This is a genomic window from Streptomyces sp. AC1-42W (genome assembly GCF_003248355.1).
In the GTDB taxonomy this organism is placed as follows: Bacteria; Actinomycetota; Actinomycetes; order Streptomycetales; family Streptomycetaceae; genus Streptomyces.
On sequence record NZ_QKWY01000002.1, the window covers coordinates 2,272,003 to 2,298,002 of the forward strand.

21 protein-coding genes are annotated in these 26,000 nt (G+C 70.7%); 16 read left to right on the plus strand and 5 right to left on the minus strand.

What is annotated here, in order from left to right; genetic code table 11:
* Positions 1 to 179 precede the first annotated feature (179 nt).
* The gene (locus DNK56_RS28240; protein WP_111338601.1) at positions 180 to 1,691 is read left to right on the plus strand and encodes a DUF4153 domain-containing protein; all 1,512 of its coding nucleotides are present in this window, start codon (positions 180 to 182) and stop codon (positions 1,689 to 1,691) included.
* 100 nt (positions 1,692 to 1,791) lie between these two features.
* Here the strand turns inward: DNK56_RS28240 and DNK56_RS28245 are convergent, their stop codons facing one another.
* Positions 1,792 to 3,345 (minus strand): MFS transporter, encoded by a 1,554-nt coding sequence (locus tag DNK56_RS28245; protein WP_111338602.1) that lies wholly within the window; start codon positions 3,343 to 3,345, stop codon positions 1,792 to 1,794.
* Between the two features lie 239 nt (positions 3,346 to 3,584).
* Between DNK56_RS28245 and DNK56_RS28250 the strand changes: the two genes are divergently transcribed.
* The 3 genes from DNK56_RS28250 to DNK56_RS28260 all read left to right on the plus strand — a co-directional run bounded on the left by DNK56_RS28250 (position 3,585) and on the right by DNK56_RS28260 (position 5,729).
* Positions 3,585 to 4,211, plus strand: a complete 627-nt coding sequence (locus DNK56_RS28250; protein WP_111338603.1) for a TetR/AcrR family transcriptional regulator — start codon at positions 3,585 to 3,587, stop codon at positions 4,209 to 4,211.
* Positions 4,212 to 4,340: 129 nt separating this feature from the next.
* Positions 4,341 to 5,051, plus strand: a complete 711-nt coding sequence (locus DNK56_RS28255) for a ribonuclease HII (RefSeq protein WP_111338604.1) — start codon at positions 4,341 to 4,343, stop codon at positions 5,049 to 5,051.
* 60 nt (positions 5,052 to 5,111) lie between these two features.
* Positions 5,112 to 5,729, plus strand: coding sequence for a hypothetical protein (locus tag DNK56_RS28260; protein WP_199563600.1), 618 nt, complete (start codon positions 5,112 to 5,114; stop codon positions 5,727 to 5,729).
* A 106-nt stretch (positions 5,730 to 5,835) separates the two neighbouring features.
* Here DNK56_RS28260 and DNK56_RS28265 read toward each other — a convergent pair whose 3' ends face one another.
* Positions 5,836 to 6,465 carry a hypothetical protein gene (locus DNK56_RS28265; RefSeq protein WP_111338606.1) on the minus strand — a complete coding sequence of 210 codons (630 nt, stop codon included), beginning with the start codon at positions 6,463 to 6,465 and terminating at the stop codon, positions 5,836 to 5,838.
* Between the two features lie 218 nt (positions 6,466 to 6,683).
* On the minus strand, positions 6,684 to 8,855 hold the full coding sequence (locus DNK56_RS28270) for a RecQ family ATP-dependent DNA helicase (protein ID WP_111338607.1): 2,172 nt from the start codon (positions 8,853 to 8,855) through the stop codon (positions 6,684 to 6,686).
* A 110-nt stretch (positions 8,856 to 8,965) separates the two neighbouring features.
* Between DNK56_RS28270 and DNK56_RS28275 the strand changes: the two genes are divergently transcribed.
* The 6 genes from DNK56_RS28275 (at position 8,966) to DNK56_RS28300 (ending at position 17,019) form a co-directional block, all read left to right on the plus strand.
* On the plus strand, positions 8,966 to 10,270 hold the full coding sequence (locus DNK56_RS28275) for a DUF4192 domain-containing protein (RefSeq protein WP_111338608.1): 1,305 nt from the start codon (positions 8,966 to 8,968) through the stop codon (positions 10,268 to 10,270).
* A 165-nt stretch (positions 10,271 to 10,435) separates the two neighbouring features.
* Positions 10,436 to 11,200 (plus strand): NUDIX hydrolase, encoded by a 765-nt coding sequence (locus DNK56_RS28280; RefSeq protein ID WP_111338609.1) that lies wholly within the window; start codon positions 10,436 to 10,438, stop codon positions 11,198 to 11,200.
* A 142-nt stretch (positions 11,201 to 11,342) separates the two neighbouring features.
* Positions 11,343 to 13,106: an ATP-binding cassette domain-containing protein gene (locus DNK56_RS28285; RefSeq protein ID WP_111338610.1), complete on the plus strand. Its 1,764-nt coding sequence runs from the start codon at positions 11,343 to 11,345 to the stop codon at positions 13,104 to 13,106.
* Between the two features lie 179 nt (positions 13,107 to 13,285).
* Positions 13,286 to 14,152: a FadR/GntR family transcriptional regulator gene (locus DNK56_RS28290; protein ID WP_158558502.1), complete on the plus strand. Its 867-nt coding sequence runs from the start codon at positions 13,286 to 13,288 to the stop codon at positions 14,150 to 14,152.
* A gap of 320 nt (positions 14,153 to 14,472) precedes the next feature.
* Complete coding sequence (locus tag DNK56_RS28295) at positions 14,473 to 16,023, plus strand: RNA polymerase sigma factor (RefSeq protein ID WP_111339650.1); 1,551 nt, start codon at positions 14,473 to 14,475, stop codon at positions 16,021 to 16,023.
* A 165-nt stretch (positions 16,024 to 16,188) separates the two neighbouring features.
* Entirely contained in the window at positions 16,189 to 17,019 is an 831-nt protein-coding gene (locus DNK56_RS28300; protein WP_111338612.1) for a S1 family peptidase, read from the plus strand.
* A 106-nt stretch (positions 17,020 to 17,125) separates the two neighbouring features.
* Here the strand turns inward: DNK56_RS28300 and DNK56_RS28305 are convergent, their stop codons facing one another.
* Positions 17,126 to 17,356 carry a DUF7455 domain-containing protein gene (locus tag DNK56_RS28305; protein ID WP_018105354.1) on the minus strand — a complete coding sequence of 77 codons (231 nt, stop codon included), beginning with the start codon at positions 17,354 to 17,356 and terminating at the stop codon, positions 17,126 to 17,128.
* A gap of 438 nt (positions 17,357 to 17,794) precedes the next feature.
* On the opposite strand from DNK56_RS28305, the gene DNK56_RS28310 reads away from it, so the two are divergent.
* From DNK56_RS28310 to DNK56_RS28335, 6 genes are all read left to right on the plus strand, one after another.
* Complete coding sequence (locus tag DNK56_RS28310) at positions 17,795 to 19,915, plus strand: DNA gyrase/topoisomerase IV subunit B (protein WP_111338613.1); 2,121 nt, start codon at positions 17,795 to 17,797, stop codon at positions 19,913 to 19,915.
* Between the two features lie 137 nt (positions 19,916 to 20,052).
* Positions 20,053 to 20,568 (plus strand): DUF1453 family protein, encoded by a 516-nt coding sequence (locus DNK56_RS28315; RefSeq protein ID WP_111338614.1) that lies wholly within the window; start codon positions 20,053 to 20,055, stop codon positions 20,566 to 20,568.
* On the plus strand, positions 20,565 to 21,728 hold the full coding sequence (locus DNK56_RS28320; RefSeq protein WP_111338615.1) for a sensor histidine kinase: 1,164 nt from the start codon (positions 20,565 to 20,567) through the stop codon (positions 21,726 to 21,728). Before DNK56_RS28315 ends, DNK56_RS28320 begins: the two co-directional genes overlap by 4 nt.
* Positions 21,725 to 22,408: a response regulator gene (locus DNK56_RS28325; protein ID WP_111338616.1), complete on the plus strand. Its 684-nt coding sequence runs from the start codon at positions 21,725 to 21,727 to the stop codon at positions 22,406 to 22,408. Before DNK56_RS28320 ends, DNK56_RS28325 begins: the two co-directional genes overlap by 4 nt.
* 131 nt (positions 22,409 to 22,539) lie before the next feature.
* Complete coding sequence (locus tag DNK56_RS28330) at positions 22,540 to 22,986, plus strand: DUF485 domain-containing protein (protein WP_111338617.1); 447 nt, start codon at positions 22,540 to 22,542, stop codon at positions 22,984 to 22,986.
* Entirely contained in the window at positions 22,983 to 24,575 is a 1,593-nt protein-coding gene (locus tag DNK56_RS28335; protein WP_111338618.1) for a solute symporter family protein, read from the plus strand. The genes DNK56_RS28330 and DNK56_RS28335 overlap by 4 nt, the downstream gene beginning before the upstream one ends.
* Before the next feature lie 55 nt (positions 24,576 to 24,630).
* Here the strand turns inward: DNK56_RS28335 and DNK56_RS28340 are convergent, their stop codons facing one another.
* A complete protein-coding gene (locus DNK56_RS28340; protein WP_111338619.1) occupies positions 24,631 to 25,923 on the minus strand; it encodes a citrate synthase in 1,293 nt (430 codons plus the stop codon).
* Positions 25,924 to 26,000: the final 77 nt, after the last annotated feature.

Below are 26,000 nucleotides of genomic sequence, written 5' to 3' on the forward strand. Positions count from 1 at the left end.
AACGACTCGCACCGCCTGAGCCGACGCCTCCGAAGCCGACGAGCGGGTCCGGCCAGTCGTCCGCAGCCCCCCGTGCGGGCGGCGGCACCGTTCCCGAGCCGCCGAAGATCCCGGCCTACGCGACGCAGCGGCAGGCTGGACCGCAGCCGCCATCCCCCTGGGGCAAGCCGCCGCCCTCGGTGGTGACACGGCTCCGGGCCGGAAAGCCGGGCCCCGTTCACACCGGCACCCTCTGGGCCGTCCTCGCGACGACCTTGCTCAGCATGACGTTGCTGGGCGATGGCATCGGGCTGAACATGCTGCTCGTGGCCCTGCCCGCGTCGGTCGGCGCGTACCTGGCCGCGCGGGCGGCCGGCCGCAGGCTGCGCCCCTGGGCCGTGGTGTGGGGGATCGGTGGGCTGGGGCTGCTGGTCGTCCCGGCGCTCCGTGACGCGGGCTGGCCCACGTTCCTCGCGCTGGTATCCGCTCTGGCACTGGGCTCGCTGGCGCTGCACGGCAGCAGAAGCTGGCTCGGCGTGTTCCTGGGTTCCCTGGGCCTGTTCACCTCCGTGTTCGCATCGCTGGGCTGGGGTGCGCGGGGGCTGCGCGACCGCATGTCGGGGTCCAGGGGCCGGGCCGGTGTCGTCGTCCGGTCCGCGGCGGTGGCCGTCGTCCTGCTCATCGTGTTCGGTGCGCTCTTCGCGAGCGCCGACGCCGCCTTCGCGGATCTGCTGAGCAGCCTGACGCCCGATGTGTCGGTGGGCGACAGCCCGTGGCGGACCTTCCTCGGCCTCCTCGGTCTCGTCGGCGCCCTGGCCGCCGCCTACACCGCCGCTGCCCCGGTCCGCTGGGACGGAGTGAAGGTGCGGCCGGGCAAGGCGCGCGGACGGCTGGAATGGGCGCTCCCGCTGATCGTTCTGAACCTCCTCTTCGCGGTCTTCCTCGCCATCCAGCTCACGGTGCTGCTCGGCGGCTACGACAAGGTGATGGCCGAGACGGATCTCAGCTATGCCGAGTACGCCCGCCAGGGCTTTTGGCAGTTGCTGTGGGCCACGGTCCTCACGCTCGGCGTCATCGCGCTCGCCCTGCGCTGGGCCCCGCGCGGCGGGGCTCGCGACCGCACCCTGGTCCGCAGCGTTCTCGGCACCCTCTGTCTGCTGACGCTCGTCGTGGTCGCCTCCGCCCTGCGGCGCATGGACCTCTACGTCGACGCATACGGTCTGACCAGGCTCAGGATCTCCGTGGCCGCCGTGGAACTCTGGCTCGGCGTGGTCCTCGTACTGATCATGGCGGCCGGCGTCTTCGGCCCCCGGCTGCTGCCCCGCGCCGTCGCGGCGAGCGCGGCCGTCGGCGTACTGGCCTTCGGCCTGATCTCGCCCGATGGTGTGATCGCCGAGCAGAACGTGCAGCGCTACCGCAACGACCACTCGATCGACATCGAGTACCTCAAGGGCCTGTCGGCCGACGCCGTGCCCGCTCTCGACAGCCTGCCGGAACCCCTGCGCTCCTGCGCGTTGCGGGACATCCAGCAAGCGCTCCTGAACTCGGACGAGCCCTGGTACGCCACGAGTTGGGGCGAGAAGCGAGCCCGAGACATCCTCGGCGACTGGGACCCCGGTGCCCGTGCCCTCGACTGCCGGGGCCTGAGCTCGGGCGACAACGGCAACGAGCGCGGTACGGGCGACGCCTACGACCCGTACGACCCGTACTGACCGGTCCGCCGCACGGCCCGCGCGCGAGCCGCGCGGGCCGTACCTTCGTCGGGGCGGGGCGGCCCGCAGTCGGCGTCACGCCCGCGCACCGGCTTTACGGCTATGCCGCAGGTCCTCCAGCGGCCGCCTTGCCGCTCAGCGCGTCCAGGTCGCTCTTGCGGACGCGGATGATCACAACGGCGGTCAGCAGCGCGAGAGCGGCCATGGCCACCGCCGCGAGGAACGCGGTGGATATGCCCTGGGTGAGCACCGCATGGCCCCACTGGCCGGGCAGTTCGTGGGTCTTGGCGAACTGGGCCTGCTGCTCGGATGTCGCATGTGCCAGGAACTGCGGCACCTGCTTCTCGGCTTCATTGCGGCTGGCGGTACCGAACACCGTGACCAGGATCGACAGCCCCAGCGAACCGCCCACCTGCTGACTCGCGTTGAGCAGACTGGAGGCCGCACCCGCTTCGTGCTGCGCGACTCCGGAGACCGCGGTCAGTGTGAGTGTCACGAAGTTCAGCCCCATGCCGAAGCTGAACACCAGTATCGGGCCCAGCACCCCGGCCACGTAGGAACTGCCGGGAGTGATGAACGTCAGCCAGAACAGCCCCGCTCCGGCGAGCGCCGAACCGGTGATCATGAACGGCTTCGGCCCCAGGACCGGCAGGAACCGCTGGGAGAGCCCCGCTCCGATGATGATCGCGACAGTTACCGGCAGGAAGGCCAGGCCGGATTCGATGGGGCTGTAGCCCAGGACGTTCTGCACGAACAGCACGATGAAGAAGAACATGCCGAACATGGCGGCGGCCAGGCTGAGCATGATCACGTACGTGCCCGAGCGGTTCCGGTCGGCGAACATCCGCAGGGGTGTGATCGGCTCCTTGGCCCTCATCTCGACGAGCACGAAGGCGGCGAGCAGAAGGACAGCGGCACCGAACGAGGCGAGCGTCAGCGAATCGCGCCACCCTTCCTCGGAGGCCCGGATGAACCCGTACACCAGCGACGCCATACCGAGGGTCGAGGTCAGGGCCCCCGATATGTCGAAACGCCCGGAGTGCCGGTCGGACTCGTTGATGTACATCGGGGTAAGGACCGCGATCAGCACGCCGATCGGCACGTTGACGAAGAAGACCCAACGCCAGTCCAGCCACTCCGTGAGCATTCCGCCCGCCAGCAGCCCGATGGCGCCGCCGCCTGCGGAGACCGCGGCGAAGACACCGAACGCGCGGTTGCGCTCGGGACCTTCCGGGAATGTCGTGGTGATCAGTGCGAGCGCGGTGGGCGAGGCGATGGCGCCGCCTATGCCCTGGAGCGCGCGCGCCGCCAGCAACTGCCAGGGCTCCTGGGCGAATCCACCCAGAAGCGAGGCGAGCGTGAAGACGATGATGCCGGCCATGAAGACCCGGCGGCGGCCCAGGATGTCACCGGCCCGGCCGCCGAGCAGCAGCAGGCCGCCGAAGGTCAGCGTGTAGGCGCTGAGGACCCACGACAGATCCGTGGTCGAGAAGCGCAGGGCTTCCTGGATGTGCGGGAGGGCGATGTTGACGATTGTGGAGTCCAGCACAACCATCAACTGACAGGCGGCGATGACGGCCAGGGCGATCCCTGGGCGGCCCTGCCGGCGTGCCGCACCCGGCGCGCTTCGTGCGGCTAACTGAGAGGTTGTCACTGGAGGTCCCCCACAAGAGAATTAGTGAACGGCTTCGTTCACTGTCACGTCAACGTTACTGAGTCCCCTCCAGTGAACGCAAGCGTTCACTGGATCTTCGTTGCCGCGAGATTCGGAGCCGTCGACTCCGGTCGGGAGCTGCTCGGTCCCGCGCCGTTTTTCCCCGGCCTTCGTGCCTTCCGGCCCCCACTCGGAAGGTTCGCGGAGGCGAACCACACCTGTTCGATGGAGAGAAGCTCATGGTCACTTCGCGATCGGCCGCCACCGCTCGGCAGCCGGTGGCGTCCCTGCGCCGACGGGGGTCCGTGCTGGAAAGCGCGATCCTCGAAGCGACGCTGGAAGCGCTGAGTAAGGTCGGCTGGAACGGCCTGACCATGGAAGGTGTCGCAGCCGGTGCCCAGACGGGCAAGGCCGCGATCTACCGGCGGTGGTCCTCCAAGGAGGAACTGGTCGCCGAGGCGCTGCGCAGCGCCATGCCGGCGCCCGGCCGGGCCCCGGACTCGGGCAACATCCGTGACGATCTCCAGCAGCTGTGCCGGGGTATGCGCGACGCGATGTGGTCCACCTCCGGCTCGGCCCTGCGCTCGGTGCTTCACGAGTGCGACGCGAGTACGGCGGAACGCTTTCACTCGGTGATCCTCGACGGTGTGATCCGGCCGTCGACCGCGCTCATCAGAGAAGTGGTGAGCCGGGGCGTCGATCGCGGCGAGGTCCGCCCCGACGCCCTGCGGGAACTCGCCTTCGACGTGATCCCCGCGATGATGATGTATCGCACCAAGGTGTGCGGCAGCGAGTGGGACGACACGGAGATCGAGGCGCTGATCGATCAGGTCGCGGTGCCGTTCTTCCGGTCCGCCTCCCGCTGACGGCCCGCCGGGACTCCGTCCCGCGAGCGGAAGGGCCGCCCGCCCGCCCGGCGGCCGCCGATCCGTGCGTCCCAGGAACACCCCCTGGGGTGTTCCCGGCGTCCCCTTCGGCGTACTCTGGCAGACGCCATGCCGTACGAACCACCCACGCACACCGTCGAGCGCTCGATGCGCGCCACTACCGGTGCCAAGATCATCGCCGGTGTGGACGAGGTCGGACGCGGAGCGTGGGCGGGACCGGTCACCGTGTGCGCCGCGATCACCGGTCTTCGCAAGCCGCCCGCCGGACTCACCGACTCCAAGCTGATCAGCCCCAAGCGCCGGGCGGAACTCGCTCCGGTGCTGGAGCGCTGGGTCACCGCATACGGCCTCGGCGACGCCTCCCCCCAGGAGATCGACGCACTGGGCATGACCGCGGCACTCCGGCTCGCCGCCGTGCGCGCTCTGGAAGCGCTCCCGGTCCGTCCGGACGCGGTGATCCTTGACGGCAAGCACGACTACCTCGGCAGTCCTTGGCAGGTCCGCACCGTCATCAAGGGCGACCAGTCATGCATCGCCGTGGCCGCGGCATCGGTGATCGCGAAGGTGCGCAGGGACGCCCTGATGGCCGAACTGGGCTCGCGGAACAGCGAGTACACGCACTTCGCGTTCGATGCCAACGCCGGCTATCCGTCCCCCGTGCACAGGGCAGCCCTGGAAGAGCGCGGCCCCACGGCTCACCACCGTCTGTCGTGGTCCTACCTCGACGCGTTGCCCCGGTGGCAGCACCTGAAGAAGGTCCGTTTCTCCGCAGAGGCGGCCGCACTGGAAAGCGGGGGCCAGCTCGGCTTCGATTTCTGATCGCGCAGATGTGCCCACCCGCCGACGCCGGAGGCGTCGGCGTTTGATAGACAACCACCCATGCCTCTCATCCCCGAGGAGCCTCAGATTCACGAGAGCGCCCAGGGTCCCCGCGCCACCCCGGCCACCGGCCGCGCCGCGTCGACCCCTCGTCCCGTACCCGGTCCGCGTTCAGCGGCCACGCCGCGCCCCGGTCGTCCGGTGCCCGGCCCGCGGCCTGCGCCCCCGGCGCAGCGCCGGCATTCCACTTCCGGCCAACCCCAGGCGGCGCAGCCGGAGAATCGTTCCGCGCCGCAGCTCCAGGTCATCCCCGCATCCGCGGACGGCGCCCTCGACGCCGCCGACGAAGCGGTGGACCTGCTGCTCGACTCGGGCCGCGCGCCCGGCGACATCCTGGTCCTGACCACGGAAGGCCAGCACCCGTGGGCGACCCACGAGCTGTCCTTCGGCGACGCCGCCTACTGGGCCCACCACGAGGCGGGCGACGACGTCTTCTTCGCCGCGGTCGCGGCCGCGGACCGGGTCAAGCCCCGTCCCGTGGTGATCGTCGCGGTCAACGGCCCGGCCGATGACGTGGCGGCGCGGGCACTGGCCAAGGCCCGCGAGTCCGCCGGTGCGCTGCTGATCGTCTGCGGCGACCCGCAGACGATCAACGCTGCGATCGGCGCGGGCGTCTGAGCCGAAGCGCACGCCGCCTCCGGGCGACCGCGCCCTTCGGCTCATGAAGCCCCGGCGTCTTCGATGGCCCGGCTGCCCCACAAGGGCGGCCGGGCCCGAAGCGTGTTCAGCGAGCGGCGGAACGGTGCAGTGCCTGGGCAGCCCCGCCGCCGGTGCGGGACGGCAGCTGGTCCAGGTCCAGCGCGGCGTCGGCGAGGGCTGAGGGCCGCGACGCGGAGTTCGGGCGGCGACCGCCCCGGCCTTCGCCCAGCACTTGCCACCCGCCGCGGGTCAGCGTGATGTACGCGCCGCAGCGCAGGCCGTGCAGGGTGCAGGCGTCACGCAGACCCCACATCCAGGCACCGTCCTCCTCCGTCCAGCGCTCGTCCCCCTCGCGGCAGTAGAGCAGGACCGCGGTGCGGACAGGCGTACGGCGGCGCAGATCGTGCGGGATGACCCGGCGCAGGTGCGCCAGCAGCGAGTTCCGGAACTCCCAGCCGTCCGCCGTCACCGACCGGCGGGCGAACGAAGCACTCGCCGTCAGGCGTTCCTCGTGATCGAGGACGGCGACCACAGCGGTGGCCGGGGTCGGCCGGTGTCTGGCGTGCAGTCCGCTGACCACCTCACGCGGGCTGCGCAGCAGGGGTATGCCGGCCGCTGCCCACTCGGCCGGTTCGAGCATCCGGGCAAGTCGGTTGGCGGAGTCGGCGGTTGCTGACATCGAAGTGGCTGCGGACGAAGCGAATCCGAAGGTCACGGTCCTCCCTTCGCATACGCGCCCACGATGCGGGCAGGGTCGGGTGAGGGCGCGCCGCGGCACAGCCCTTTCGGGCCCGCGAAAGGACCGTGCGGGGAGCGAGTCCAATTCTTCCTGGCGTATCGGCAGGCGGCAACGAGCAATTGACGAGGCTGACGGTAATCAACCGGTATGACAGGGATATCCCTGCCCAATCGGGCCCCGGCCGATGCCCCCCGTCACGCCTGAACGGCGAGGACCAGCGGAAACACCGCCTCCGCTCCTGCCCGCCGCAGCAACCGCGCCGCCACGGCGAGTGTCCATCCGGTGTCGGAGAGATCGTCCACGAGCAGGACAGGCCCTTCGGCGGCGGTCAGGGCCTCCGCCAACTCGGGCCCTACGACCAGCCGCTCGTGCAGGGCCCGGACCCGCTGGGCGCTGTTGGTCTGCGACATCGGGACCTCATCGGCGCCCAGCGCCAGGTCCACCCGTCCGAGCAAGGGCATGCGCCCCACCTCCGCGATGCGTCCGCCGAGGGATTCGACCAGCTGAGGCCTACGGCTCGAGGTGACGGTGACGACCCCGACCGGCCGGGGCGCCGCATCGGCGACCCCCGCCGCCCAGCCGCCCGGACCCCTGGCCCAGTCGGCCAGTACGGTCACCACCGCTTTGGCCACGTCGTCCGGCACCGGCCCGTCGGGGGCCTGGGCCCCGAGTATCGGACGCAGTCTGTTGCCCCACCCTATGTCCGAGAGCCGACCGAGTGCCCGGCCCGTCCCGCAGAGCTCGGTCGCAGGGATCTTTCCCTTGAGGTTCACACCGACCGAAGCCAGACCGGTCGGCCACATTCTGCGCGGCTCGACCTCCACGCCGGGCCTGCCGAGTTCCCCCTTGGCAGCGTCCAGAGCGGCCGCGGACACACCCTCGCCGAACCGTGCGCCGGCACAGTTGTCGCAGCGCCCGCAGGCGGTCGCCTCCTCGTCGTCCAGCTGACGGCGCAGGAACTCCATCCGGCAGCCGTCCGTCGTGGCGTAGTCGCGCATCGCCTGTTGTTCGGCCGCCCGCTGGCGGGCCACCCGGGCATAGCGCTCGGCGTCGTAGAACCAGGGCGCCCCCGTCGCCGTCCAGCCGCCCTTCACCCGCCGCACGGCCCCGTCGACGTCGAGCACCTTGAGCATGGTCTCCAGCCGGGCGCGCCGCAGGTCGACCAGGGGCTCCAGCGCCGGGAGCGAGAGCGGGCGTTCGGCCCGCGCCAAGGCGTCGATGGTGCGCCGCACCTGCTCCTCCGGCGGGAAGGCGACCGAAGCGAAGTACTGCCAGATGGCCTCGTCCTCCCTGCCCGGCAGGAGCAGCACCTCGGCATGCTCCACACCGCGTCCGGCACGGCCCACCTGCTGGTAGTAGGCGATGGGGGAGGAGGGCGATCCGAAGTGCACCACGAAGCCGAGGTCCGGCTTGTCGAATCCCATACCCAGCGCGGAGGTGGCCACCAGCGCCTTGACCCGGTTGGCCAGCAGATCGTCCTCGGCCTGCTGCCGTTCCGCGTTCTCCGTGCGGCCCGTGTAGGAAGCGACGGTGTGTCCGCACTGACGGAGGTAGGTGGTGACCTCCTCCGCCGCCGCGACCGTGAGCGTGTAGACGATCCCGGAGCCGGGCAACTCCTTGAGGTGGTCCCCGAGCCACGCCAGCCGGTGCGCCGCGTTGGGCAGCCGCAGCACGCCCAGACTCAGGCTCTCGCGGTCCAGCGGGCCCCGCAGCACGAGCGCGTCCGTGCCGTCACCGGTGTCCAGCTGCTCCGCCACATCGGCGGTGACCCGTGCGTTCGCCGTCGCGGTGGTCGCGAGCACCGGGACCCCGGCGGGCAGTTCGGCCAGCATCGTCCGCAGCCGCCGGTAGTCGGGCCGGAAGTCGTGGCCCCAGTCGGAGATGCAGTGGGCCTCGTCGACGACGAGCAGTCCGGTGGCGGCGCAGAGCCGCGGCAGCACCTGGTCACGGAAGTCGGGATGGTTCAGCCGCTCGGGGCTGACCAGCAGCACATCGACCTCGCCCGCGGCCACCTCGGCCTGGATGGTCTCCCACTCCTCGGTGTTCGACGAGTTGATCGTGCGCGCGCTGATCCCCGCCCGCGCCGCCGCCGCGACCTGGTTGCGCATCAGCGCCAGCAACGGCGAGACGATGACGGTCGGGCCACCGCCCCGGGCCCGCAGCAGGGCCGTCGCGACGAAGTACACCGCGGATTTTCCCCAGCCGGTGCGCTGGACGACCAGGGCTCGACGCCCGTCCGCGACGAGCGCCTCGATGGCCCGCCACTGGTCCTCACGCAGCCGGGCGCTGCCGGAGGCGTCCCCGACTAGTCGGGCCAGTACGGAGTCGGCCGAAGCCCTGAGCGCTGCGCGGTCTGCGTGGGTCATGCCCCCATGCAACCCGATGGTTCGGAGAACCGCGAACAGTCGATTACCCCCTGTGGATAACTTATCCACAGGGGGTAGCGGAAGTGTGCGCTCTGCGAGACGGTCGTGCCATGAACAAGCAGCCCGAACCCACTGGTCCTTCCGAAGAACAGCAGATCACCCTGCGAGGCCCTGCCGATCTGGCCGACGCTCTTCCGTACCTCATGGGCTTCCACCCGAACGACAGCGTGGTCATGGTCGCCCTGCACGGCGGTCGCGGCCGGTTCGGAGGGCGGCTCAGGCTCGGGATTCCGCAGTCCGAGAGCGAGTGGCCGGCAGTGGCGGAGCAACTCGCCGAGTGCCTGATCAAGGGCAGCGAGCGGCGCGGCCCGCGGCCCGACGCCGTCGTCGTCTACCTCTGCCAGGACCCGGCGGACGGTGAGACGGGCAACCAGGCGATGGAACGCCTGCGCCCGTTCGCCCAGCGACTGCGCACCGCATGCGGTGCGCTCGACGTGCCCGTCCTCGAAGCGCTCTGCATCTCGGACAACCGCTACTGGTCCTATGTGTGTCCGGACTCCCGCTGCTGCCCGGCCGAGGGCAATCCCCTGGCGATGCCCGGCACTTCCGTCATGGCGGCGGCAGCCACGTACGCGGGCATCCAGGTGCGCGGCTCGCTGCGTGAGATGGAAGCGAGGCTCACACCGGCCGCGCGCAAATCGAACGACGCCCAGCTGAGCGCACTCGACTCGGCGGGCAGTGCGATGGTGCCGCTGCTCTTCGACCAGGAACGCCGCAAGGAGGTCGGCGACGCCACCCTCGAGCTCGCCGGCCGGCTCGTGGACCGCCTGGGGCGCGCGCCCGTAGCGGGGCCATCGCTGGCGGACATCAATGATGACCGGCTGATCAGCGACGAGGAAGCCGCCTCGGTCATTCTGGGCCTCCAGGACAGGGAGACCCGCGACCGGGCCGCCGAGTGGATGGAAGGGCCGAAGGCACATGCGGCCCTGCGGCTATGGCGCGCGCTCGCCCGCCGCTGCGTCGGCCCGTACGAGGAGCATGCCGCGGCCCCCCTCACCCTGGCCGGATGGGTCGCGTGGTCGACCGGCGACGAACCGGCCGCGCGCGTCGCGCTGGCGCTCGCCCTGCGCATCGATCCGCATTACACCTTCGCCCAACTGCTGCACGAGGCGTGCAACCAGGGCCTCGACCCGGAAACGCTGAGGCGCTGCCTGCGCGGTGAACGCAGCACACGGACTGCCAGGCACGGCCGGAGTGCGGAACGGGTCGCGGGGGCCCGTTCCGCACGTGTACGGCCCGCCGGGCGGGGCCGGACGCGTCCCTGCTCGACCAGGCCCGGTCACGGTGCTGCGGGGAAGCGCCGGACCACCCGCCCCGGAGCGCAGGGACGTCGGGGGACCAGGACCGGTCGCTGAGTCGTGTGCGGCGCCGGCTGCGGGGGGTCGGCTTCCGGCGCCGCACACACGGGACTGCTCTTGGGTCGACGCCGGGCGCGCGGGCGGCGGCGTCGGGCACGGAGCCTCGCGAAGAGTCACTGGGAAGGGAGTGTTTATCGTCAGGCAGACGACTATGATCACGGCATGCCGCCCTACGACCCGTCGACCTTTCCACCGTTCGCCGTCACCGTCGACCTGGTCGTGCTCACGGTACGACGGCACGCCCTGTGCGCCCTGGTGGTCCGCCGGGGTGAACCCCCCTTCCAGGGAAGGTGGGCACTACCCGGTGGCTTCGTCAAAGCCGACGAGGACCTCGGGGCCGCGGCGGCGAGGGAGCTCGTCGAGGAGACCGGCCTGTGCGCACAGGACCCGGCCGCCCCGGCCGTCGGCAACGGTGCGCACCTGGAGCAGCTCGCCACGTACGGGGACCCGGCACGCGATCCGAGGATGCGGGTCGTCAGCGTCGCCCATCTCGCGCTGGCCCCCGATCTGCCGGCCCCTCGGGCCGGTGGCGACGCGAACAGCGCGCGATGGGCGCCTGTCGAGGACCTGCTGGGCCCGGAGGGCGGCTGCGCCCCGGACGGTGAACACCAGGCGCCGCTGGCCTTCGATCACGCCAGAATCCTTGCCGACGGAGTGGAACGGGCGCGATCCAAGATCGAGTACTCCTCGCTGGCCACGGCCTTCTGCCCGCCCGCTTTCACGGTCGGCGAGCTGCGCAGGGTGTACGAGGCGGTGTGGGGTGTGGTGCTCGACCCGAGGAACTTCCACCGCAAGGTGACGGGCACTCCGGGCTTCCTGGTGCCCACCGGCGGGACGACGACGCGGCAGGGGGGACGCCCCGCGCAACTGTTCCGGTCAGGGACGGCGACGGTACTCAACCCGCCGATGCTGAGGCCCGAGGTCTAGCGCCTGCTCAGGTCCGAGGCGTCGCGAACACGGCGTGTCCCGCCTTGCGCAAAAAGTCCTATATATCGGGTTATCGTGCTGCGGTACTCACTCGCCGCCGGGCGGCTCCGTCCTCGCCGTCCCCATTCCTGCGAGAGAAGCGATGCTCCAGGCCATCGGACTCACCAGCAACCGCTCCCGCGCGAAAGCCCCCGCCGTCCACGACCTCACCTTCGACGCGGAGCCGGGCTGCGTCACCGCTCTGCTGGGCGCGCCGGGCTCGGGCAAGACCACGGCCCTGCGGTTGATGCTCGAACTGGAGCCGGGCCGGGGCATCACCTACTTCCGGGGGAGGCCGCTGCACCGGGTGCCGCGGCCGGCCGGTGAGGTGGGGGCGGTGCTCGGCGACGTTCCGGGACATCCGGCGCGCACCGTTCGAGGCCAGCTGCGCATGCTCTGCGCCGTGGCGGACGTGCCCGCGTCGAGGGCGGACGAGCTCCTCGACGCGGTGGGTCTGGCCGGTCTGGCGGACCATCGCATCGGCGCGCTCTCCTTCGGCATGGACCGCCGCCTGGCGGTTGCCTGCGCCCTTCTCGGTGACCCCCACACACTGCTCCTGGACGACCCGGCGCAGGGGCTGGGACCCGGCGACGCCAACTGGCTGCACCGGTTGCTGCGTTCCCACGCCGACCGGGGCGGAACCGTCCTGTTCAGCACCAGCGATCCGCGGGAGGCCGCACGCACGGCCGGGCATGTGGTCACCATCGACGAAGGACGCCTGATCGCCGATCAGGACGGCGCGACCTTTTCCCGTACCCGCCTGCGACCCCGCGTAACCGTTCGCTCCCCGCACGCCACCCGCCTCGCCGCCCTCGTCGGCAGGGAAGCGCGAGTTGCCAGGCGGGGCGTCGAAGTCGTCGTCGAAGGTGCCGGGCACCGGCTGTCCGTGTACGGCAGCAGTTGCGCGGAAATCGGCGACGTGGCGTTCAGGCACGGGCTTCCCGTCCACCAGCTCGCCGATGAGGTGGCCGACACGGGCCCTACGGCCGCAGCCGAGACCCCGGGCGCCTCGGCGTGCCCCACCGACGCTGCCGCGCGGTCGCCCCGGCCCGTCGTGCGCGACGAACCGGCGCCGCCCATCAGACGGCGGCCGGCGCGAGGTCCGCTGCGTCCGGTGCGCTACGAACTGCGTCGCCTGTTCGGCGTGCGGACCGCGACCGTGATCATGGCCGTCGCCCTGGTCGCGTCCGTTGGCCTGTCCGTACTGCTGGCCCGTGACGGCAGTACCCCGGCGGCACGTGTGATCGCGGCCTGGCCCTCACTGCTGCCGCTGCCACCCGCCGCCCTCGGGGCCGGGCCGCTGGGAGCACTCTCCTTCGGCGACGAGTTCCGCTACCCGGCGCTCGCCGCCGGCCGTGGAACAGTGCCCCGCAGACTCGGCCTGCTCACCGCCAAGCTGGCGGTGACCGGAGGCGTCGCCCTTCTGCTGGGGCTGCTCGTCGTACTGACCTCCGCGGAAACCCTGCGCCTTGTGTACGGGGGAGACGTACTCCACGCCCCCGCGAACCTGGCGTCCCTTGCGGCGAGCTGGGTCGGGCTGACCGTCGGCTGCGCCTGGGCCGGACTGCTGGGCGCGGGCGTTTTCAGGGTGACGGCCGCGGGCATCGCCGCCGTGCTCGCCGTACCGGTAGTGCTGGTGCCGATCATCGAGCACCTTCCGAAGGCGTCGACCGCTCGTTCGATCACCGGGTTTCCGGGGCGGCTGCGGGAGCTTGCCTGGCCGCGGTGGCCCGGCGAGGTGGACAGATGGCTGCTGGCCGCGGTCCGGATCGTGACGCAACCCGTCGGCGCCGCGCTGGCCCTGTCGCTGGCCGGTCTCATCTGCGCGTTTCTCTTCACCAGCCTGCGGGGAAGGGTGCGTTGGTGACTTCGGGGCGCAGCGGGGGCGTAGGGCGATCCCAGCCCCACCGGGTCGTCCGGTTTATACCAGTAAGGCGTCAATTGAGGGGGTGATGGCGATCACCCTTTCGTGTGCTTTTCAGCAAAGACCTCAAGGGGCGGCTGGGACCCGCCGACAAAGGATGCGTGAGTACCCTTGCGCACACCATGATGACCACCGCCCGCTCCGCCGATTCCGGCCTCGCCGGTCCGGGCGAACTCGACCGATACCCCTACCCCGAGGCGCCTGCCGGTGAACGTGCCGCCGCGCGCTCCTGGGACGGTTCCGACGCCGAACTCGGCCGGGTGGGCCGCCGGGGGTCGGCCAGCCGCGGCCGTGGACTCCACGGCCAGCTCGTTCAGCAGCTGGGACAGATGATCGTCTCCGGTGACCTCGGTGCGGACCGCCCCCTGGTGCCGGAGGAGATCGGACAGCGTTTCGAGGTTTCCAGGACCGTCGTGCGGGAATCGCTGCGCGTGCTGGAGGCGAAGGGGCTGGTCAGCGCCCGCCCCAATGTCGGTACGCGCGTGCGGCCCGTCAGTGACTGGAACCTGCTCGATCCCGACATCATCGAATGGCGTGCGTTCGGTCCGCAGCGCGATGACCAGCGCCGTGAGCTGGGCGACCTGCGGTGGACGATCGAGCCGCTCGCCGCCCGTCTTGCCGCGGGACATGGGCGCGAAGATCTTCAGCAGCGCCTCGGTGACATGGTCGAGATCATGGGGCACGCCCTGGGGCAGGGGGACATGATCACGTGTGCCCGCGCGGACGCGGAGTTCCACTCCCTGCTCATCCAGGCCGCCGGCAACCGGATGCTGGAGCACCTTTCCGGGATCGTCTCCGCCGCACTGCAGGTCTCCGGTGGCCCGGCCACCGCGTGCGACCGTCCCAGCGAGACGTCGCTCGCCCTGCACGCACGCATCGTGGAGGCGCTCGCCTCCGGTGATTCGGCGGGTTCCGAGGCCGCCATGCGTCAACTGCTCGTGGGCCACCACGAGCCGGAACGAGTGGTGCCGGCGCCGCGCGAGCACTGACCTCGGCACGGGCAGGGTGTACGCGCCACCGGGCCGCCGGGTCCGCGCGACCCGGCGGTACCGGGGGAGAGATGTCGCCTTGGTCGTGTTCATCGCAAATGGGGTGTGACTCGGGCCACGCGGATCGGACGTAACACTCCTCGAAACAGCGCGATGACTTAAGAGGTGACCGCCGCAGAAGGAATACAGCAGTCGTTCAGGGCGCTGTGGAGTTCTGAGGCATAGCCCGCGCCGTCGTGCATTCCCCGCCCGGCGGTCGTCGGTTCCAGCCCTCACCGGGCCGGGCCGGAAGCCGTTTCCATCGTTCCGAGAGGTTGTTCGTGTCGGCCAGCACATCCCGTACGCTCCCGCCGGAGATCGCCGAGTCCGAATCTGTGATGGCGCTCATTGAGCGGGGAAAGGCTGATGGGCAGATCGCCGGCGACGACGTGCGTCGGGCCTTCGAGGCTGACCAGATTCCGCCAACCCAGTGGAAGAACGTTCTGCGCAGCCTCAACCAGATCCTCGAGGAAGAGGGTGTGACGCTGATGGTCAGTGCCGCGGAGCCGTCGAAGCGCGCCCGCAAGAGCAGCGTCGCAGCGAAGAGCCCGGCCAAGCGCACCGCCACCAAGTCCGTCGCGGCCAAGACGACGGTGACGCGGACTGTCGCGGCGCCCGCGGCCCCGTCCGCCGAGTCGGCGGGCCAGGCGGCCGAGGAAGCCCCTGCGGCCGCGCCCGCGAAGAAGGCCGCAGCCAAGAAGACGGCCGCCAAGAAGACCGCCGTGAAGAAGACGGCTGCCAAGAAGACGGCCGCCAAGAAGGCCGGCAAGCAGGACGACGAGATTCTCGACGGCGACGACGTCGTCGAGGAGGTCAAGGCCGGCAAGGGCGAGGAAGAGGAGAGCGAGGGCGAGAACAAGGGCTTCGTCCTCTCCGACGACGACGAGGACGACGCGCCCGCGCAGCAGGTCGCCGTCGCCGGCGCCACGGCCGACCCCGTCAAGGACTACCTGAAGCAGATCGGCAAGGTCCCGCTCCTCAACGCGGAGCAGGAGGTCGAGCTCGCCAAGCGCATCGAGGCGGGCCTGTTCGCCGAGGACAAGCTGGCGAACGCCGACAAGCTCGCCCCTAAGCTCAAGCGCGAGCTGGAGATCATCGCCGAGGACGGCCGCCGGGCCAAGAACCACCTGTTGGAGGCCAACCTCCGCCTCGTGGTCTCGCTGGCCAAGCGTTACACCGGCCGCGGCATGCTCTTCCTGGACCTGATCCAGGAGGGCAACCTCGGTCTGATCCGTGCGGTGGAGAAGTTCGACTACACCAAGGGCTACAAGTTCTCCACGTACGCCACCTGGTGGATTCGCCAGGCGATCACCCGCGCCATGGCCGACCAGGCCCGCACCATCCGTATCCCGGTGCACATGGTCGAGGTCATCAACAAGCTCGCGCGCGTCCAGCGCCAGATGCTCCAGGACCTGGGCCGCGAGCCCACCCCGGAGGAGCTGGCCAAGGAGCTCGACATGACCCCCGAGAAGGTCATCGAGGTCCAGAAGTACGGTCGCGAGCCGATCTCCCTCCACACCCCGCTGGGCGAGGACGGGGACAGCGAGTTCGGTGACCTGATCGAGGACTCCGAAGCCGTTGTCCCGGCCGACGCCGTGAGCTTCACGCTCCTCCAGGAGCAGCTCCACTCGGTTCTGGACACGCTGTCCGAGCGCGAGGCCGGCGTGGTCTCGATGCGCTTCGGCCTCACCGACGGCCAGCCGAAGACGCTGGACGAGATCGGCAAGGTCTACGGAGTGACGCGTGAGCGCATCCGTCAGATCGAATCCAAGACCATGTCGAAGCTGCGCCACCCGTCGCGTTCGCAGGTCCTTCGGGACTACCTCGACTAGATCGCGGACAGCCGGACAGCCGGACAGCCGGACACAGGGCGAGGGCCCGGCCCCCACGGGGGAGCCGGGCCCTCGCCCTGTTCGCGTCGAACCCGCGAAGGTGCGCATCGGCGTCGGCGGAATGACTCTGGGTAGGCATGGTCCATCAGAGAGTCAGGAGTACGCATGTCCCGCACCGTCGTCCGTGTCATGACCGGGGCGCTCGCCCTCGCCGCCGCTTCGGCCGTGATACCGCTCGCCTCCGCCGCCCCGGCCGCCGCCGACAGCATCATCATCGGGGGCCAGCCGGCTCATGTCGCGGACAGCCCGTGGGTGGTCGCGCTGTCCAGCCGTGACCGGTTCGGGGGTACCAGGGCCGGACAGTTCTGCGGCGGCGTCGTGGTGGAGCCCAAGAAGGTGCTCACGGCGGCGCACTGCCTCAGCCGGGAGGCGCTGGGCACCGACGCCGACCAGGTGAGCGATCTGCGAATCATCTCCGGGCGGGACGAGCTGAACGGTACGGGCGGCCAGGAGATCCCGGTGAGCGGGACGTGGGTCAACCCCGAGTTCGACGCGACCACCAACAGCGGGGACGTCGCCGTGCTCACCCTGTCTCGGGCACTGCCCGAAGGGGACACGATCCCCATGGCCGCGGCAGGCGACCCGGCGTACCGCGCGGGCACCTCCGCGACCGTCTACGGCTGGGGCGACACCACCGGCTACGGCGACTACGCGTCGTCACTCAGGGCCGCAGAGGTGAGCATCCTGCCGGACAGTTCGTGCGAGCAGGCCTACCCAGGGGGCAGGACCGGTACGTACGACGCGTCGTCGATGCTCTGCGCGGGCGAACCCCAGGGCGGCTACGACGCATGCCAGGGCGACAGCGGAGGGCCGCTGGTGGCCCAGGGGAAGCTCGTGGGGCTGGTCTCCTGGGGGAACGGCTGTGGGCTCGCAGGAAGCCCCGGCGTCTACACGCGGGTCTCCGCGGTCATCGGCCGGCTGCCGGGCACGGACTGACCCGCACAGCGCTCCACAGGTACGAGAACGGGCGGCATCCCTCCGCAGGGAAGCCGCCCGTCGGCCGGTCCGGGACCGACCCCTGGCTCGTCGTGCGTGCGAGGTGTCAGTGTTCCTCTTCGGCGGCTTGGGCCTGCACGGCCGTCAGCCGGTCCGTCTCATCCTGTATTTCCGCGGCGATCTTCTTGAGTTCCGGCTCGAACTTGCGACCGTGGTGGGCGCAGAAGAGCAGTTCACCGCCACTGATCAGGACGACGCGCAGGTAGGCCTGGGCGCCGCAACGGTCACAGCGGTCTGCTGCGGTCAGCGGGCTCGCGGGGGTCAGAACAGTAGTCACGTCGCCTCTTCTCTAGCTCGACGAGCTGTCGTACCAGGGTCAACATCCAACCAGGCCGAAAACGTTCCCGCTCGTGGCTTTTCTTTGAAACTTCTTCTCGGTATGGCTGTCTGTTGCCGGTTCGCGGCGAATGTGCCGTATTGCGTGGCGCTACGGTTTCGCGTTGCTTGCTTGGCTTGGTCTGTCCGGGCCGGCTGGCTTGCCGGTTGTTCATGAGGACGTGCCCGGAGCCTAAATGGTTCATGCCTGGAAGGGAACGTGATGTGCACGTCACCTCGCGAAATGATCGAACAGGCTTGCGAGTCTGGTTTAGTCTGAGGGTTCTTCGAGGGTGGCGTTTCACCCGCTCTACCAGGCATCGGTACCCTCACAGCGGCAACCGAAGCCGAGCCAGTGACCCACTGGGCCCCAAAAGAAATTCAGCGAGGAGCGAACCGCGTGACCGCCGATACGTCCGTGCCGTCCACTGCGCTGCTGACCGGAGCAGACCGAGACGGTTCCAACTACACCGCGCGGCACCTGCTCGTACTCGAGGGGCTCGAAGCGGTCCGCAAACGCCCTGGCATGTACATCGGGTCCACCGACAGCCGTGGCCTGATGCACTGCCTCTGGGAGATCATCGACAACTCCGTCGACGAGGCTCTCGGCGGCTACTGCGACCACATCGAGGTCGTCCTCCACGACGACAACTCCGTAGAGGTCCGGGACAACGGCCGCGGCATCCCGATCGACGTCGAACCCAAGACCGGCCTCTCCGGCGTCGAGGTCGTGATGACCAAGCTGCACGCCGGCGGCAAGTTCGGCGGTGGCTCCTACGCCGCCTCCGGCGGTCTGCACGGCGTGGGCGCCTCCGTGGTCAACGCCCTCTCCGCCCGGCTCGACGTCGAGGTCGACCGCAACAGCGCGACCCACTCGATCAGCTTCCGCCGCGGCGTTCCGGGAATCTTCACCGAGCAGGGCCCGGACAGCCCGTTCGACCCGGCCAACGGCCTCCGCAAGGGCAAGCGCGTACCGAAGGCGCGCACCGGTACCAGGGTGCGCTACTGGGCCGACCGGCAGATCTTCCTCAAGGACGCCAAGCTCAGCCTGGAAACGCTGCACCAGCGCGCTCGCCAGACCGCCTTCCTCGTGCCGGGTCTGACCATCGTCGTGCGCGACGAGCGGGGGCTGGACGGCGCTGGCAAGACCGAGGAGACGTTCCGCTTCGACGGGGGCATCAGCGAGTTCTGCGAGTACCTCGCGCAGGACAAGGCCGTCTGCGACGTGCTGCGCCTGTCCGGGCAGGGCACGTTCAAGGAGACCGTGCCGGTCCTGGACGAGCGTGGCCACATGACACCCACCGAGGTCACGCGTGAACTCGGCGTGGACATCGCGCTGCGCTGGGGTACCGGCTACGACACGAACCTCAAGTCCTTCGTCAACATCATCGCCACACCCAAGGGCGGCACCCACGTGAGCGGTTTCGAACGCTCCGTGACCAAGACCGTCAACGAGGTGCTGCGGTCCGCGAAGCTGTTGCGGGTGGCCGAGGACGACATCGTCAAGGACGATGCCCTGGAGGGCCTTACCGCGGTCGTGACCGTACGCCTGGCGGAGCCGCAGTTCGAGGGCCAGACGAAGGAGGTGCTCGGCACCTCGGCGGCCAACCGGATCGTCGCCAATGTCGTGGCCAAGGAACTGAAGGCGTTCCTGACCTCTACCAAGCGGGACGCGAAAGCCCAGGCCAGGGCCGTTCTCGACAAGGCGGTGGCAGCCGCCCGCACCCGGATCGCGGCCCGTCAGCACAAGGACGCACAGCGTCGCAAGACGGCGCTGGAGTCGTCCTCGCTGCCGGCGAAGCTCGCCGACTGCCGCAGCGACGACGTGGAGCGCAGCGAGTTGTTCATCGTCGAGGGCGACTCCGCGCTCGGAACGGCGAAGCTCGCCCGCAACAGCGAGTTCCAGGCCCTGCTGCCGATTCGCGGCAAGATCCTCAACGTTCAGAAGGCGTCGGTTTCCGACATGCTGAAGAACGCCGAGTGCGGTGCGATCATCCAGGTCATAGGAGCAGGTTCCGGACGGACCTTCGACATCGACGCGGCCCGCTACGGAAAGATCGTTCTGCTGGTCGATGCCGACGTCGACGGCGCCCACATCCGCATCCTGCTGCTGACGCTCTTCCAGCGGTACATGCGGCCGATGGTCGAAGCGGGCCGGGTGTTCGCCGCCGTGCCCCCGCTGCACCGCATCGAGCTGGTCCAGCCCAAGAAGGGCCAGGACAAGTACATCTACACCTACTCGGACAACGAACTGCGCCAGCGCCTGCTGGAGCTCCAGCGCAAGAACATCCGCTACAAGGACTCGATCCAGCGCTACAAGGGTCTGGGCGAGATGGACGCCGACCAGCTCGCGGAGACCACGATGGACCCGCGGCACCGCACGCTGAGGCGGATCAACATCGGCGACCTCGAGTCGTCCGAGAAGGTCTTCGACCTGCTGATGGGCAACGAGGTGGCGCCTCGCAAGGAGTTCATCACCAGTTCGGCGGCCACACTGGACCGCTCGCGCATCGACGTCTGAGCACCGGCACCGGATGTCGTCTCCACCCATGGGTGGAGACGACATCTCCACCCATGATCAACCCTGGAGCCGATCTGCCGGGCCAGGCCCTTCCGTAGCTTCGGAGATGCAGCACTTCTCGCATCTCGGAGGCATCCATGTCCGGGCTCGGCAACGCCCTGGTGATCATCGCGGTCATCGCCCTCGTCGTGGTCCGCCAGTTCTCGGCGGAGCGCGTCTCCGGCGACCACCGCTGGTGGGTTCCGCCCGCCGTCCTGCTCTTCCTCGCGCTGCGGAAGCCCGAACTCGTCGATCCGGACCATCGGATAGCCTCGGCCGTCATCCTGGGTGCCGAGCTGCTGGTCGGGCTGGCCACGGGGGCGGGATGGGCCTGGACGACGCGCGTCTGGCGTGCCGAGGACGGCTCCGTGTGGAGCAAGGGCACCAGGGCCACCGTCCTGGTCTGGATCGCCGGCCTCGGTCTGCGAGCGGCCCTGTACGGGATCGCGGTCGTGCTGGACGTGCATCAGGGCAGCCCCGCCCTGATGGCGGCTCTCGCGGTGACCCTGCTGGTACGGGCGGGGCTGCTGACGCGCCGGGCCGCGGCGATACCCGCGCCCTCTCGTGGACCCGCCGGCGTTGCGCTCCGGCCGGAGTGGAAGGACCCCGTGTGACAGCCGCGACCTGGACGAGCTGGCCCCTGCGCGAGGCGCTCGCCCGGGACACCCGCAGCCGGGCGCGCAGCGTGATCGCCTGGAGCGTGCGGGCCGGGTTGCTGACGCTGATGCTGTGGGGGACGTTCACCGGTGGGCTGTTCGGGCCCTGGGAGATCGTCGTCGGTCTGGTCGGGGTGCTCGTCTGCGCCCTGCTCGCGGTCGCCGTGTTCAGGACCACGCTCGACAACCGGCTGTGGCCTTCGCTGGGCCTGCTCGGGATGCTGATGCTGGCCGCGCTCGGGGCGGACGTGGCGGGGGCGATCGTGCCTGCCGCGGTGCTGTGGTGCGGCTGCGCGGTCACCGCCCTGGAGCGGTTGCCGCTCGTGGCGGGGGTCCCGGTCACCGCGGTGGCCCTCGGCGGTTACGCGCTGGCCGACAGCGACGACTGGGCGACCACGGCGGTGACCGCGGCAGGGCTCTGCCTCGCCGGGTACGTGCTCCGCCTGGATGCCGAGGCTCGCGGCAGCGCACAGCGGCTGCTCGCCCAGGAACGGGCGGCCCGAGCGGCGGAGGCGGAGCGGGCCGCGCTGGACGAGCGCTCCCGCATCGCGCGGGAGATCCACGACGTGCTGGCGCACAGCCTCTCCGCGCAACTGGTCCACCTGGAGGCGGCGCGGCTGCTGATCGAGAGGGAGCCGGAGGGGGAGTTCCGGGACCAGGTTCTGCAACGGGTGGTCGCGGCCCGGTCGATGGCCCGCGAAGGGCTCTCCGAGACCCGTCAGGCGCTCTCCGCGCTGCGGGGCGAGGTGTCACCCGTGGAGGACTTCCTGAGACAGCTGGTGACGGCGGAGCCGGCCGAGGTCCGGGTCGAGGGGGAGCGGCGCCCGCTGACCGCGCACGCGTCGCAGGCGGTCCGGCGGGTCGCACAGGAGGCGCTCACCAACGCCCGTAAGCACGCGCCCGGTGCCAGGGTGCTGATACGGCTGGAGTACCGGCCCGACGAGGTCGTGCTGGAGGTCAAGGACTCGGGCGGGCGGGGCCCAGGAGGGGAATTGGCGGCCAGCGGTTCCGGATACGGTCTGCTCGGGATGCGGGAGCGCGCCGAGTTGCTGGGCGGCACGCTGGACGCCGGTGCGGACGAGGAGGGGTTCGTGGTGAGTCTGCGGGTGCCCGCGTGACGGCGCGGGTGGTGGTGGCCGACGATCAGGCGGTGGTGCGGGAGGGCATCGTGATGCTGCTCGGACTGCTGCCCGGCATCGAGGTGGTCGGATCGGCGAAGGACGGGGAGGAAGCGGTCGCCCAGGTGGCCGAGCACGCGCCGGACGTGGTGCTGATGGATCTGCGGATGCCCCGCTGCGACGGGGTGGAGGCGACCCGGCGCATCCGTGAGCAGTTCCCCGGCACCCAGGTTGTGGTGCTGACGACGTTCGAGGACGACGACTCCCTGTTTCCCGCGCTCAGGGCGGGCGCGCGGGGGTATCTCACCAAGGATGCCGGGGGAGAGGAGATCGTGCGGGCCGTGGAGGCCGTGCTCTCGGGGGAGGCCGGGCTCTCGCCGACGGTGCAGCGCCGGCTGCTGGAGCAGGTGACCGCGGGGACCGCGGGGCCCTTCCCGCCCGTCGGCGGCGACCCGGAGCCGCCGGACGGGATGACTCCTCGTGAGGCCGAGGTACTGGTCCTGATCGCCGAGGGCCTGTCCAACGCGGACATCGCCCGCACCCTGCACATCTCGCAGGCCACGGTGAAGAGCCACATCAACAACCTCTTCGCCAAGGCCGGGCTTCGCGACCGGGCCCAGGCGGTGCGCTATGCCTACATGCGCGGGCTGGCACGTCCGCCCGGGAGGACATTCACCTGAAGAGGTGAAGTCCGGCGGATGACGCGCCTGGCATCTTCCCGTTCTGCCCATTCTGGGATACGCGGCCGAAGTAGTCCGTGGACAAGGGGAGTTGATCGGTGGAGAAGGAAACAGGGCCAGGGGCCGCAGCGGTGCGGCTCGACGGTCCTCGGGACGACGCGCCGGTCCCCCGACGGGAGGAGCCGGACAGCGCGGACGGTTCCACGACCGCCACGGTGTCCGGGCGGGGCGCCCCGCGCGGGGGCGGTCCCAGCGCGGCGGACATCTACCTGGAGGTGCAGCGCAGCGAGGCGTTCCAGGAGGTGCGCCGTCGATACCGGCGCTTCGTCGCCCCCGCCACCGCCGCCTTCCTCGTCTGGTACCTCGCCTATGTCGTCACGGCGGTGACCGCGCCCGGACTGATGGCGCGGCCGGTGGCCGGGGCGGTCAACGTGGCCATGGTCGTGGGCCTCGGGCAGTTCCTGACGACGTTCCTGCTCACCGGGGCGTACGCGCGGCACGCGCGGCTGCGCCGGGACCGGGCCGCGCTCGATCTGCGCTGGGAGACCCAGGAGATGACACGGGGGGCCGGGCGTTGAGCGGCGACCATCAGACCCTGGCGCTGCTGCTGTTCAGCGCCTTCATCGCGGTCACCCTGGGCATCACCACCTGGGTGAGCCGCAACCGGCACGGCTCGGCGGAGGAGTTCTACGCCGGCGGCCGGCTCTTCTCCCCGATGGAGAACGGGTTCGCCATCGCCGGGGACTACATGTCCGCCGCGTCGTTCCTGGGGATCTCCGGCCTGATCGCCCTCTTCGGCTACGACGGCATGCTCTACTCGGTCGGCTTCCTGGTGGCGTGGCTCGTCGTGCTGCTGCTCGTCGCGGAACTCGTGCGCAACTGCGGCAGGTTCACCCTGGCCGATGTGGTGGCGGCGCGGATGGCGGAGCGCCCGGTCCGCATCGCGGCGGGCACCTCCTCGGTCACCGTGTCCGTGCTGTACCTGGTGGCGCAGATGGTCGGTGCGGGCAGTCTCGTCGCGCTGCTCCTCGGCGGGACCAGCGGCGCGGCCCGCTCCTGGACCGTCATCGGTGTCGGCGCGCTCATGGTGGTGTACGTCTCGCTCGGCGGGATGCGGGCCACCACCTGGATCCAGATCGTCAAGGCCGTACTGCTGATGGCCGGCACCGTGGTGCTCACCGTGCTCGTGCTGATCCGCTTCCACGGCGACTTCAACGAGTTGCTGACCTCCGCCGCCCACCGCAGCGGGTACGGCAAGGACTTCCTCTCGCCCGGTCTCCGGTACGGCGGAAGCTGGACGGCGCGGGTCGACTTCATCAGCCTCGGCCTCGCCCTGGTGCTGGGCACGGCCGGGCTGCCGCACATCCTCTCCCGCTTCTACACCGTGCCCACGGCCCGCGCGGCGCGCCGGTCCGTCGTCTGGTCCATCGGCCTGATCGGCAGCTTCTACCTGATGACGATCGTGCTGGGATTCGGGGCCGCCGCGCTGGTCGGCTCGTCCGCCGTACGGGAGTCCAATCCCGCCGGGAACACGGCTGTTCCGCTGCTGGCCATGGTGCTGGGCGGTGGCGAGGGTTCGACCGGCGGAACGATCCTCTTCGCCGTGGTCGCCGCTGTCGCCTTCGCGACCATCCTGGCCGTCGTCGCGGGGATCACCCTCGCTTCGTCCGCCTCTGTGGCCCACGATCTCTACGCCTCGCTCAAGCGGCCCGGCACCAAGCAGCGCAGCGAGGTGGCCGTGGCCCGTGTGGCGGCGGCCGGTATCGGCGTCGCCGCCATCGGGCTGGGGCTGCTCGCCCAGGACCTCAATGTGGCGTTCCTGGTGGGCCTCGCCTTCGCCGTCGCGGCCTCGGCCAACCTCCCGGTCCTGCTCTATTCGCTGTTCTGGCGGGACTTCACCACACGCGGAGCGGTGTGGTCGGTCTACGGCGGGCTGATCCCGGCCGTGCTGCTCGTCGTGCTCTCACCGGTCGTTTCCGGCAGCCCGCACGCGCTCTTCCCCGGTGTCGACTTCCAGATCTTCCCGCTGGAGAATCCCGGCCTGGTCTCCATCCCCCTGGGCTTCCTGGCCGGCTGGATCGGGACCGTGACCGCCGACGAACCGCCGGACGCGGCCAAACATGCGGAGATCGAGGTGCGCGCGATGACCGGGGCCGGCGCGGTCTGAGCCTCATGGAGTGCGGGCGTGAGTCGTGCCCCGAGTGGAGCGGAGTGGTGCGGGGCTACGGGGTCGGCAGCGGCTGGGGCGGACGGGGCCCGGTGTAGTGGCCGCTGGGACGCATGCGCAGTGGGCTCTCCCCGTACTCCTCCAGGGCGTGCGCGATCCAGCCCGCCGTCCGGGCGAGGGCGAAGACGGTCTCGCCCGCCTCCGCCGGCATGCCCGAGGAGACCGAGAGCACGGCGAGCGCCAGGTCCACGTTGGCGTGCGGAGTCGCGTCGCGCGCTGCGGTGGCGACCACGTCCCGTGCGGCGGCCAGCGCCGGTCCGGCCTGCGGGACGCGTGCCAGCAGGTCGAAAAGGGCGCGGGCGCGCGGGTCCTCACCGGTGTAGAGCCGGTGCCCGAGCCCCGGAACCCGGCGACCAGCGCGCAGATGGTCGGCCACCACGGGTGCGGCGCCGCCCCGTTCCAGGACCTCGGCCAGCATGCGGTGGGCAAGCCCGCTCGCCGCGCCGTGCAGGGGGCCCTCCAGCACGCCGAGCCCCGCCGACACCACGGCGTACGGGTGGGCGCGGGCCGAAGCGGCGACCCTCGCGGCCAGCGTGGAAGCGGCGAGATCATGGTCGATCAACAGCGCAAGCGCGGCGTCCAGCACGGCGAGTGAGGGCCCGTCAGGTCGACGAGCGGTGAGTTTCGGCCACAGTTGACCAGCGATACCGCCGGGCGTGCCGGCCCCACCGATGGTTCCACCGGAAGCCCCGCCACCCCCGCCCACCCCCGGCAGCGCACCGACCAGCGTCGGGATCAGGCTCCGCGCGCCCGCCAGCACCGCCTCGCGGGACAGGTCGAAGCGCAGCGGGTCCGTCGCCGCGGCGGCCACCACCGCCACCCGCAGCCGGTCCGTGGAACCGCAGTGCGCGGGCAGCGCGCCGACCGCTCGCCGGGCCGCCGCTACCGCCTGCGCGGGAGCGGCGAACCGGATGCCCGGCACCAGCGCGCCCGTCCACAGCCACTCCGCGACTTCCTCGTACGTGTGACGTGCCGCCAGCTCCGTCGCGTCCACGCCCCGGAAGTAGTAGCGATCGCCGTCGATGAGGGTGATGCCGGTACGGACGGCCGGATCGCCCGTGGCCGGGGATGCCGCCTCCCTGCGCACCGTGCGCCGGGCCAGGGCCTCGACCTCCGCCGCGTCGAACGTGCTGCCGCGCCCGCCCGGCACACGGCTGCTGCTCAGCTGGCCCCGGCTGACGTAGGCGTACACCGTCTCCGGCTTCACGCCCAGGCGCTCGGCCGTCTCGCGCGTGGTGAGCCGCTGCCCGGCCCCGGCCTGTCCGTCCGCCTCTGATCGATCCCTCATGCCGCCACCGTATCCATCTGCCATCGCCTTATCGACACGTTCATATTGATTCAATCAATATTGACAGTAGCTAGTCA